Source organism: Haloplanus litoreus (assembly GCF_045690335.1).
Lineage (GTDB): Archaea > Halobacteriota > Halobacteria > Halobacteriales > Haloferacaceae > Haloplanus > Haloplanus litoreus.
In genome coordinates, this window is sequence record NZ_CP147874.1 from 985,729 (window position 1) to 996,881 (window position 11,153).

Consider the following 11,153-nt stretch of genomic DNA (forward strand, 5'->3'; position numbering starts at 1 on the left):
GGGGAGCCGTCGTCTTATACTGCCGGCCGGGGAGCCGCCGCTTGAATACCCTTATCCGTCTCGCCCTCCGAATTCCACCATGAACGTCGTACCGGACACGAGCGCGGTCATCGACGGCCGCGTGTCCGAACGCGTCGAGTCGGGGGCCTACGAGGGGGCGACGATCACCGTCCCCGAGGCCGTCGTCGGCGAACTGGAGTGGCAGGCCAACGAGGGCCACGACACCGGCTGGGAGGGAATCGAGGAACTCCAGCGGCTCGTCGACCTGGCCGAGTCGTCGACTATCACCGTCGAGTACCACGGCAAGCGACCCGACGCCGGGCAGAAGCGAAGCGCCGACGAGGGCGAAATCGACGCCATCGTCCGTGACGTGGCCGCCGAACTCGGCGCCACCCTCCTGACGAGCGACGTGGTGCAAGCCGAGGTGAGTCGGGCGAAGGGGCTGGACGTGGAGTACGTCGAGCCCCGTGGCCGCGATGCCGAGGGCCTCCAGATCGAGTCCTTCTTCGACGAGACGACGATGAGCGTCCACCTCCGTGCGGGGGCGAAGCCGAGAGCCAAACGCGGTGCCATCGGCGACATGCACTACGAGGTCATCCGCGACGAGGTGACCACCGAGGCGGAGATGAAGGAGTTCGCCCACGACATCGCGGAGACGGCGCGGGCCAGTCCCGACGGGTTCGTCGAACTCGACGAACCGGGGATGACCATCGTCCAGTACCGCTCCTACCGCATCGCGGTCGCCCGCCCGCCGTTCGCGGACGGCTTCGAAATCACCGCCGTCCGGCCCATCGTCAAGACGGACCTCGAAGACTACGAGTTCGCCGAGGACCTCAAGGAGCGTCTGCTGGAGCGCCAGCGTGGCGTCCTCATCGCCGGGGCGCCGGGCGCCGGCAAGTCCACGTTCGCACAGGCGGTCGCGGAGTTCCTCGCCAGTCACGACAACGCGGTGAAGACGATGGAGAAGCCCCGCGACCTGCAGGTGGGCTCCGACATCACCCAGTACACGGCACTCGGCGGCGACATGGCGAAGACCGCCGACTCCCTGCTGTTGGTCCGCCCGGACTACACCATCTACGACGAGGTGCGCAAGACCGACGACTTCGAGGTCTTCGCCGACATGCGCCTCGCGGGCGTCGGTATGGTCGGCGTCGTCCACGCCACCCGCGCCATCGACGCGCTCCAGCGGCTGGTCGGCCGGGTCGAACTCGGCATGATCCCGCAGGTGGTCGACACGGTGGTCTACATCGAGGCCGGACGCGTCGACACCGTCTACGACGTCACCACGGAAGTGAAGGTGCCCGAAGGTCTGACCGCCGAGGACCTCGCCCGCCCGGTCATCCAGATTTCGGACTTCGAGACCGGCGACCCCGCTTTCGAGATCTACACGTTCAACCGGCAGGTCGTGACCGTCCCCCTCGACGGCGACGAGTCGAGCGAGACGGGCGTTTCCCGACTGGCCCGCAAGGAGGTCGAACGCGAGATTCGCTCCATCGCCCGCGGTCACGTCGAGGTGGAACTCAAGGGACAGAACGAGGCCGTCGTCTACGTCGAAGAGGACGACATCTCCTACGTGATCGGCAAGGGCGGCGGGCGGATCAGCGACGTCGAGGACCGCCTCGGCATCGATATCGACGTCCGGACGCTCGACGAACGGCCGTCGAGCGGTGGGTCGAACGGTGGCGGCGGTGGCGGCAGTGGTGGCGCCACCGACCGCGAGGGCACCGTCGTCACCCCCGAGGTGACCTCCAGACACGTCGTCGTCGACGCCGCCGACGCGGCGGACGTCGGACAGACCGTCGAGGTACGGGCGGACGGCGAGTACCTGTTTACGGCGACGGTGGGCCGCGGTGGCGAGATTCAGGTCTCACGCGGGAGCGCCATCGCCGACGAACTCGAACACGCACTCGACCACAAACAGCGGATTACGGTCGTCTCTGCCTAGTCGCACTCGACACAGGGCGCTTCCGCGTCGGCGCCGTCTTTCGCCAGTTCCGCTTCGTTTAGCTGGTAGAGATTCTGTCGTGCGTCGGCGAAGTAGACGTCCTCGTCGACGACGCCGATGTCCTCCAACCGTTCGAGCGCATAGCGGACCGTCCGGGCCGACAGCATCGACTCCTCGACAATCCCCTTCTGGGTCAGCGATCCGTTGTATTCGAGGACCTTGAAAACCAGTTTCGCGCTCGGGGGAAGGTCGTCCAGACCTTCCTCTTCAGTTCCAGCCATCGTGTGTGGAAAGCGCGGCCACCGCAATAAAGGTTCACCGACGCGGGGCCGGCGGTCGACGGCCCGCCGCCGGTTTCTTATCGAACGGGCGTCACCGTGACACGGACGATGGCTCCGGAAGACGATTCAGCCGGCGGGTCCACGGGGGACGCCTACGAGGGCGCCGAGCGCCGGGTGTCGTCCCTGTCCCGTGACGACGCGCTGGCGGGGACGACGCTGTTCGTGCGGTACGAGGACACCACCGACGGGACACTCGAACACGCCGTCGAGGGGCGCATCGACGAGTCGGCGCTGCGCTCGAACCTCCACCTCGCCGCCCACACCGCGTTCGAGGCGGATGGAGTCACCGTCGACGGACGCTCGTTCGGGTCGTTCCTCCGTGACGCACCCGAATACCGGTTCGTCGAGTGGCTGTTGACGGCGCTCCTCTACGAGATTCGGCGGACGGGGACGAGCGACGGGCTCTCGAAACTGTACGCGTCGATCGAACGGATCGACCGCATCGACTTCGACGGCGACGCCGTGACCGACGGCACCGGCCGTGATTCGGCGTCGTTCGATCTGGTGGTTCGGGACGAGAGGGCCGACCCACTCGTTATCGCCACGTTCGGCGAGGACGGGACCCCGACCGGCGCGGTGCCGGTCGACTCCTTCGTCGAGCGTGCCAGTCGCGTGGCCGAAGCAACGGGAACGCTCGCCGCGGCGTTTTTCGTGACGAGTCGGTTCGCCACCGGCGCGACGGAAGTCGCCGCCGAAGCGACTCGTGGCGGCCTGTTCAGTCGGACCGCCAGGCGAAGTTTCGTAACGCTCTCGCGGCAGCGGGGTTTTCACCTGTGTCTGGTCGAGGCGCAGGACGAGACGTGCCACCTGACGGTGCCGGATCTGTAGCCCGCCGGCCGGATTCCCCGTATCGAACGCCTTTTGACGCCCGGTGCCGGAGGGACCTGTATGGCTACGGAAACGCAGACGGGACTCACGGGACACATCCGTGGGGTGACCGTCACCACGCTCGCCTGCCTCGGCGGCCTCGTCGCCGCGCTGGCCGCGGGCGCCGTCGTCGGGACCGCCCCCGAGTCGGCGAGTGACGTTCGGGCGCTCGCCTTCCTCGTGGCCGCCGTCGCCGGCCAGTATCCCGTGCTGAAGGCCGTCGGCGTCGACGTCTCCGACTTCGGCGCGAAGGACCACCTCTACGTGGCGTTCATGACGTTCGCGCTCTGGTTCATCACGTTCGCAATCCTCCTCACCACCGGCGTCTCCCTGTAACGATGGCCGACGACAGCATCGCGGTCGTCGACCTCGACCGGTGTCAACCCGACCGCTGTAACTACGAGTGTGCGAATTTCTGTCCGCCGAACCGGACGGGCGAGGAGTGTATCGTCACGCTGGAGGAGCGCCACGGCGACCCGGACCTCTACGAGGGTGGTCCCGACCAGATCAGCATCTCGGAGGAACTCTGTCTCGGCGAGACCTGCGGCATCTGCGTCGAGAAGTGCCCCTTCGACGCCATCGAGATCATCAACCTCCCTTCGGAACTGAACGAGGACCCCGTCCACCGCTACGGCGAGAACGCCTTCTCGCTCTACGGCCTGCCGGTGCCCGAATCGGGCACTGTCACGGGGCTGCTCGGCCCGAACGGCATCGGGAAGTCGACGGCCGTCCACGCTCTCGCGGACGAGATGGTCCCCAACCTGGGCCGGTACGACGAGGCCCCGACCTGGGAGACGGTGCTCGACCGCTACCGCGGTACCGCGCTCCAGAACTACCTCGAACGCCTGATGAACGACGAGGTGCGCGTCGCGCGCAAACCACAGTACGTCGACCGCATCCCCGACCAGTTCGACGGGAAGACCCGCGAGCTACTGGCGGGAACGGACGAACGCGGCGTCGTCGACGACCTGGTCGACCGCCTCTCCATCCGTCCCGTCATGGGTCAGCCGATCGACACGCTGTCGGGTGGCGAACTCCAGCGAGTCGCCCTCGCGGCGACGCTCGCTCGCGACGCCGACTTCTACTTCCTCGACGAGATCACGCCCTATCTCGACATCGGACAGCGGGTCACGGCGGCCCGCCTCGTCCGTGAACTCGCCGACGAGGAGGACCGCTCGATGCTCGTGGTCGAACACGACCTCGCCGTCCTCGACTTGCTGGCCGACCGTCTCCACGTCGCCTACGGCGAACCGGGAGCCTACGGCGTCATCACGGACCCGAAGTCCGTGCGCAACGGCATCAACGAGTATCTCCGGGGCTACCTCGACAACGAGAACATGCGGATTCGTCCCGACGAGATCACGTTCGAGGAACACGCCCCCCGCGAGTCGGTCACCGGCACACCCCTGATCGACTATCCCGATCTGACGAAGTCATACGGCGAGGGCGAGTTCTCGCTGTCCGTCGAGGGCGGCACCATCTACCAGAGCGAAGTGCTGGGGGTCGTCGGCCCGAACGGCATCGGGAAGTCGACGCTCGCGAAACTGTTCGCCGGGTCACTGGAACCGGACGAGGGCGACATGGACTTTCGCCTCGATATCGCGTACAAGCCCCAGTACGTCGAGGTGGATCAGCCGATGCGCGTCGACACCTTCCTCTCCTCGATCACCGACGACTTCGGCACCTCCTTCTGGAACACGGAGATCGCCAAGCCCCTGCAACTGGAGCGGATCATGGAACAGCAGTTGACGGACCTCTCCGGCGGGGAGCGCCAGCGGGTCGCCATCGCGGCCTGCCTCTCGAAGGACGCCGACCTCTACGTACTGGACGAACCGTCGGCCCACCTCGACGTCGAGCAACGCGTCCAGGCGACGACGGCCATCCGACGTTACGCCGAGAATCACGACGCGACGGCGATGGTCATCGACCACGACATCTACATGATCGATCTGTTGGCCGACCGCCTGATGGTGTTCGACGGCGAACCCGCCAAGCGGGGCCACGCCTCGACGCCGCAGGACATGCGCTCTGGGATGAACGACTTCCTCGCGGATCTGGACATCACGTTCCGCCGCGACGAGCGGACGGGTCGTCCCCGCATCAACAAGCCCGACAGCCAACTCGACCGCAAGCAGAAGCGACAGGGCGAGTACTACTACGCCCCGTAGACGGCTGGGCACTCGACGCGCACGACCGCTTCAGCGATTTCCTTCTCCGCGCCGAGGGTGGGGCATGGCCACCGCTACCGACGCCGACGCGACCGACCCCGACTCGGACGACCTCACTCGCCCCCGATTCCGCGGCTGCGTGTTCTGTTACAGCGCCCAGATGCTCGCGTACGGCGTCCGGAAACTGCGGCAGTAGGGGCAAGCGTTAGGGCCCTCGCCCGCGGCCATCCGCCATGACAGCAGCCGCCGACCTCCTCGTGACGAACGCGGAGGTCCACACCCTGACCCGACCCGACGAGACCCACGAAGCGGTCGCCGTCCGTGACGGTCGGATCGTCCGCGTCGGCGACGCGTACGAACTCGAGTTCCTCGCCGGCGTCGACACTCGAACCCTCGACCTGGGTGGGCGCGTCCTCCTCCCCGGCTTCGTCGACGCGCACACGCACCTCGACGTGGTGGGCCGGAAGCGCGTCCACGCGGACCTCTCGACGGCCGAGAGTCGGGACGAGGCGCTCGACGCCCTCCGTGACCGCGCCGCCGTGGTCGACGCCGGCGACCCGGTCCTCGGCTTCGGGTACGACGAGTCGGCCTGGGGGGAGAACGCCTACCTCACCCGGACCGATCTGGACGCCGTCGACGCCGCCGGACCCGTCGTCGCCGTTCGCGAGGACCTCCACGTCGCCTCGCTCTCCTCTGCCGCTCTGGCCCGCTTCGGCGACGACCTGCCCGCGTCAGGCGTCCGGCGCGAGGGTGGCGAGCCGACCGGCGTCGTCGTCGAGGCGGCCGCCGAGGTGGTCCTCGACGCCCTCGCGCCGGACCGGGCGGGGACCGAGACCCTCCTCCGGGCCGCACAGGAGTACGCGAACGCCCGCGGGGTCACGACCGTCCACGACATGGTCCAGCGGTCCCACGCGCCGCGGGTCTACCGTGACCTCGACGCCGCCGACGAGCTGACGCTCCGGGTCCGCCTCAACTACTGGGCGGACCACCTCGACGCCCTCGTCGAGACGGGTCTGCGGACGAACCACGGCGACGGCCTGGTCCGGGTGGGAGCGATCAAGACGTTCACCGACGGGAGTCTCGGCGGCCGGACGGCGAAACTCTCGGAACCGTACGCGGACGCTCCCGACGAACGCGGCGAGTGGAGCGTGACGCCCGCGGCGTTCCGGAAGTTGCTCGACGGCGCCGAGGCGGCGGGCTTTCAGGTCGCCGCCCACGCCATCGGCGACGAGGCGGTCGACGAAGTCGTCGACGCGTTCGCCGACCGGTCGGCCACCGCCGACACCCGCCACCGGATCGAACACGCCGAACTCGCCAGCGACGACGCCATCGACCGGGTGGCCGACTGCGGTGTCGTCGCGTCGGTCCAGCCCAACTTCCACCGCTGGGCCGGCGAGGGGGGGCTGTACGCCGACCGCCTCGGTGACCGTCGGACGGAGACGAACCGGCTGGGCCGACTCGCGGACGCCGGTATCCACCTCGCGTTCGGGAGCGACTGTATGCCCCTCGACCCCCTGTTCGGCGTCCACCACGCCGTCGACGCGCCGACGGACGCCCAACGACTCGACGTGACCGAGGCGCTCCGGGCGTACACGCTCGGGAGTGCGTACGCTGGCTTCGACGAGGACCGGTTGGGGACGGTCGAACCGGGGAAGTGCGCCGACTTCGTCGCCCTCGACGAGTCGCCGTGGGTGGTCGACGACATCGCCGCCATCGACGTGGCGGTGACCGTCGTCGACGGCCGAATCGTCCACGACGCGCGGTAGTCCCGCAAGCTTCTACTCCGCGCCCGGACCACTCCACCTATGACCGCCTTCTTCGACCGCCTGCGCGAGCGCATCGAGCGCGTCGACAGCGTCGTCTCGGTCGGCCTCGACGCCGACCCCGACCGGATTCCGGACTTCCTCGCCGACCGTGACCTGCCGCGGTGGGCGTTCAACCGCCGGATCATCGACGCCACACACGAACACGCCGCCTGTTACAAGCCCAACGCCGCGTTCTACGAGGACGCCGACGGCTGGCGGGCGCTTCGGGAGACGGTGGCCTACGCCCACGGAACGGACGTCCCCGTCCTCCTGGACGCAAAGCGGGCCGACATCGGCAACACCTCCCGGCAGTACGCGGCCCTGCTCGACGACGTCGACGCCATCACCGTCACCCCCTACATGGGCCGGGACTCGCTGGATCCGTTCCTCTCGCGTGCGGACGCGGGCGTCTTCGTCCTCTGTCGTCCGTCCAACCCGGGCGGAGCCGACTTGCAGGATCTCGAACTCGCCTCCGGCGAACCGCTCTATCGCCGCGTGGCGGCCCTCGCCGACCTCTGGAACGAACACGGGAACGTGGGGTTGGTCGTGGGCGCGACGGCGCCCGAGGAACTGGAGACGCTCCGGGCCGAGGTGCCCGACATCCCCTTCCTCGTCCCCGGTGTGGGTGCGCAGGGCGGCGACGCCGAAGCGGCGGTCGAGTACGGCCTCGCGGACGGCGTCGGCCTCGTCAACTCCTCGCGGGGCATCATCTTCGCCGGTGAGCAGCGCTCACCGAACGCCCGGTCGGGGGCCGGAAACGCGGGCGAGGATGCGGCCGCCGGCGACGAGGCGGCCTACTTCGGCGCGGCGGGTGAGGCGGCGAAACGACTGAAAAAGCGTCTCAACCGGTATCGATAGTCAGGTCCCACCGCCGCGGGCCTCGGCCGCACAGACCGTACACAGTCCGGTCTCCCGGTCGTAATGCTCCGCACAGACGTTCGCCCCACAGCTATCGCATGTGTGGGCGGCCGGTGCGGATTCGCATATCTGACAGATGGCCGTCACGCTCATGGTGGCGCTACGGCGCCGCGTGGCTTTAGCGTGTGGGCTGGCTCCGGAGCTGGTCGAAGGCGGCTGCCACCGTCGCGACGTTGAACATCGTCATCGGGGCGACGAGGACGGCGGCCAGCAGGGGCGTCACGACGCCGAATCCGGCGAGTGAGGCAGCGAGGTTCATCACGCTGAAGCCGATGCCGACCGCGAAGCCGAGCGACGCCACGACGAGGACGAGTCCGAGAATCGACAGTCGGTTCCCGCGGGCGAGCGCCCAGCTACGCCGCATCGCGGTGACGAAGTTGTCGCCGTCGACGGCGACGTACATCGCCATGAACACCAGCCCGACGAGCAGGAACACACCGGGAACGATCAGGAGGGCGAAGCCGACGGTCAGGAGGACCGTGGTCACGAGGCCGCCGACGAAGAGGTTGAGGACGGCCCACCCCAACCCCTCGGTCCAGAACTCCCGAGGGATGGCGTCCCGTTCGTCGGCGACGAACGTTCGGATCGCCACGACGCTCAGGACCGTGAGTGCGAGCAGACTGCCGACGACGACGGTGGCCGCGACGGGGAGCGAGAGCGCGACCGGTGCGGGAATCTGGACCGCCATCTCCGCCCGCGCGTAGAGTGCGTTCATCAGGACGTTGAACCCGGTCTGGTAGACGACGTACAGGACGAGGTACCCGACGGTGAGGAGGGCACCGGTTCGACTGGCGAGGCGATAGCCGCCGCTCTTCAGGGCGGCACCGATACGGAGGGTCATGTGAGTGACAACTCCGCAACGAACCGTCCTGAACCTTTCGCCGTGTCGCACGCGTGGCGACCGACACGGGCGAGACGCTTACAACGATGGGCCACCGAACCGGGGACGTGGACAGGGACCGACTCGTACTCGGCCTGGCGGCGGTGTTCGCCGGTGTTACCGTAGTACTGGTGGTGCTCGCCTTCGTCCGACAGTTGTTCTTGCTGTTTTTGGCTCTCCCCTTCGCGGCGACGACGTATATCATGTGGAACCACGCGACCGGGCGACTGGAGGAGCGCACCCGACGCCGGGTGCGACAGTCGAGAGGTGGCGAGCGACGGCGCGGGGCCGGCGGCTTCGGCGCGACGGCCCGCGGTGCGGGGACGGGATCGGGGAGCACCGGACGCCGGGCCGCCGCGGGCCCGGCACCCGACTCCGGGCCGAGCCGACGGGAGGCCTACGAGACGCTCGGACTCGACCCCGGTGCGGACGCGGACGAGGTGCGCCGCGCCTACCGAACCAGAGTCAAGGAGGTTCACCCCGACACCGAGGACGGCGACGAAGCGGCGTTCAAGCGGGTGAACCGCGCCTACGAGACGCTGACCGACTGACTCTCGTGTGACAACAAGACCCACACGACGGAAAGCGTTTTGCCGAGTGATTGCCTATCACGCCCCATGACCGCCGATCGGGCCGTTCTGGAGCAGGCCCTAGAGCGCGGCGAGGAGGAGGGTGGCCCAATCGAGTTCAAGGAACGGCTCTCTCGGAACGTTCACCTCGTGGACGGCCGGATGGAGAGTCTGGCGGCGCAGTTGCGCCACCGGGTGCTGTCTGGCGACGGTGAGGCCACCTACGTCGTCGGCGTCACGGACGACGGCCACGTCGCCGGCATCGAGCCGTCGGCGTTCTCGGAGTCGATGGACGTCCTCTCCTTGCTCGCCGAGGAGGCGGGTGCACACATCGAGGAGGTGGAGACGTGGGGTGTCGGTCGCGACGACGAGAACGGCCTCGTCGGCGTCGCCACGGTGTGTGAGGGTGCCATCCTCGACACCGACGACACCCACATCGTCGTCGGTACGGCGGGGCACGTCGACCACGGTAAGAGCACACTCGTCGGCACCCTGGTGACGGGCCAGGCCGACGACGGGCAGGGGGGAACCCGGTCGTATCTCGACGTACAGCCCCACGAGGTCGAACGTGGCCTCTCGGCGGATCTCTCCTACGCGGTGTACGGTTTCGACGAGTCGGGACCGGTGCGGATGGACAATCCTCACCGGAAGTCGGATCGCGCACGCGTCGTCGAGGAGTCCGAACGGCTGGTCTCGTTCGTCGACACCGTCGGCCACGAGCCGTGGCTCCGGACGACCATCCGCGGACTGGTCGGGCAGAAACTCGACTACGGCCTGCTGACCGTCGCCGCAGACGACGGTCCAACCAAGACCACCCGCGAACACCTCGGTATCCTGCTCGCGACGGAACTGCCGACGATGGTGGCCATCACGAAGACGGACCTGGTGAGCGAGGATCGCATCGAAGAGGTCGAACGCGCAGTCGAACGGCTCCTGCGGGACGTCGAGGAGACGCCGCTCCGCATCGAACGCCACGGCGTGAGCGTCGCCGCCGAGGAGATCGGCGACGTGGTGCCCATCCTCCGGACCAGCGCCGTCTCGGGTGCGGGCCTCGACGTCCTCGACGACCTGTTCGAGCGTCTCCCCAAGACCAACGGCGGCGACGGTGACTTCCGAATGTACATCGACCGGACGTACGCCGTCACCGGCGTCGGCGCCGTCGCCTCGGGAACGGTCAACTCCGGCACCGTCGAGGCGGGCGACGACCTCCTCCTCGGCCCGATGTCCGGCGGCGGCTTCCGCGAGGTGGAGGTGCGTTCCATCGAGATGCACTACCACCGGGTCGACCGCGCCGAGGCCGGCCGCATCGTCGGCATCGCGCTCAAGGGGGTCGCCGAACGCGAGATCGAACGCGGCATGGTCCTCCTGCCCGCGGACGCCGACCCCACGCCCGTCCGCGAGTTCGAGGCCGAGGTGGTCGTTCTCAACCACCCGACACGTATCGGAACGGGCTACGAACCCGTCGTCCACCTGGAGACGATCAGCGAGGCGGCCGTCTTCCGCCCCGAGGGCGGGCACCTCCTCCCCGGCGACCACGGCACGACGACGGTCGAATTCAAATTCCGCCCCTACCTGGTCGAGGAGGGTCAGCGGTTCGTCTTCCGCGAGGGGCGGAGCAAGGGCGTCGGCACCGTCACCGACGTCTCCCCGTCCTCGTAAG

At 68.4% G+C, this 11,153-nt stretch carries 12 protein-coding genes; 9 read left to right on the forward strand and 3 right to left on the reverse strand.

Going from position 1 to position 11,153, the window contains the following annotated elements; genetic code table 11:
- The first annotated feature begins 79 nt into the window (after positions 1-79).
- The gene (locus V8686_RS05345) at positions 80-1,945 is read left to right on the forward strand and encodes a PINc/VapC family ATPase (protein WP_379702928.1); all 1,866 of its coding nucleotides are present in this window, start codon (positions 80-82) and stop codon (positions 1,943-1,945) included.
- Here V8686_RS05345 and V8686_RS05350 read toward each other — a convergent pair.
- Positions 1,942-2,226 (reverse strand): winged helix-turn-helix transcriptional regulator, encoded by a 285-nt coding sequence (locus V8686_RS05350; RefSeq protein ID WP_379702929.1) that lies wholly within the window; start codon positions 2,224-2,226, stop codon positions 1,942-1,944. The genes V8686_RS05345 and V8686_RS05350 overlap by 4 nt on opposite strands.
- Positions 2,227-2,334: 108 nt before the next feature.
- Between V8686_RS05350 and V8686_RS05355 the strand changes: the two genes are divergently transcribed.
- From V8686_RS05355 to pyrF, 6 genes are all read left to right on the forward strand, one after another.
- Positions 2,335-3,114: a DUF7527 domain-containing protein gene (locus V8686_RS05355; protein ID WP_379702930.1), complete on the forward strand. Its 780-nt coding sequence runs from the start codon at positions 2,335-2,337 to the stop codon at positions 3,112-3,114.
- 60 nt (positions 3,115-3,174) lie between these two features.
- Positions 3,175-3,489: an EMC6-like membrane protein gene (locus V8686_RS05360; RefSeq protein ID WP_379702931.1), complete on the forward strand. Its 315-nt coding sequence runs from the start codon at positions 3,175-3,177 to the stop codon at positions 3,487-3,489.
- Between the two features lie 2 nt (positions 3,490-3,491).
- The gene (locus V8686_RS05365) at positions 3,492-5,321 is read left to right on the forward strand and encodes a ribosome biogenesis/translation initiation ATPase RLI (protein WP_379702932.1); all 1,830 of its coding nucleotides are present in this window, start codon (positions 3,492-3,494) and stop codon (positions 5,319-5,321) included.
- A gap of 64 nt (positions 5,322-5,385) precedes the next feature.
- Positions 5,386-5,517 (forward strand): hypothetical protein, encoded by a 132-nt coding sequence (locus V8686_RS05370; protein ID WP_379702933.1) that lies wholly within the window; start codon positions 5,386-5,388, stop codon positions 5,515-5,517.
- A gap of 37 nt (positions 5,518-5,554) precedes the next feature.
- The gene (locus V8686_RS05375; RefSeq protein ID WP_379702934.1) at positions 5,555-7,087 is read left to right on the forward strand and encodes an amidohydrolase; all 1,533 of its coding nucleotides are present in this window, start codon (positions 5,555-5,557) and stop codon (positions 7,085-7,087) included.
- 39 nt (positions 7,088-7,126) lie between these two features.
- Positions 7,127-7,984 carry an orotidine-5'-phosphate decarboxylase gene (gene pyrF / locus V8686_RS05380; RefSeq protein WP_379702935.1) on the forward strand — a complete coding sequence of 286 codons (858 nt, stop codon included), beginning with the start codon at positions 7,127-7,129 and terminating at the stop codon, positions 7,982-7,984.
- Here the strand turns inward: pyrF and V8686_RS05385 are convergent, their stop codons facing one another.
- Positions 7,985-8,137: a hypothetical protein gene (locus V8686_RS05385; RefSeq protein ID WP_379702936.1), complete on the reverse strand. Its 153-nt coding sequence runs from the start codon at positions 8,135-8,137 to the stop codon at positions 7,985-7,987.
- A 25-nt stretch (positions 8,138-8,162) separates the two neighbouring features.
- A complete protein-coding gene (locus V8686_RS05390; RefSeq protein ID WP_379702937.1) occupies positions 8,163-8,885 on the reverse strand; it encodes a hypothetical protein in 723 nt (240 codons plus the stop codon).
- Between the two features lie 107 nt (positions 8,886-8,992).
- Here V8686_RS05390 and V8686_RS05395 point away from each other — a divergent pair, with 107 nt between their 5' ends.
- Positions 8,993-9,475: a J domain-containing protein gene (locus tag V8686_RS05395; protein WP_379702938.1), complete on the forward strand. Its 483-nt coding sequence runs from the start codon at positions 8,993-8,995 to the stop codon at positions 9,473-9,475.
- A gap of 66 nt (positions 9,476-9,541) precedes the next feature.
- On the forward strand, positions 9,542-11,152 hold the full coding sequence (locus tag V8686_RS05400; RefSeq protein ID WP_379702939.1) for a GTPBP1 family GTP-binding protein: 1,611 nt from the start codon (positions 9,542-9,544) through the stop codon (positions 11,150-11,152).
- The last annotated feature ends 1 nt before the right edge of the window (position 11,153 follow it).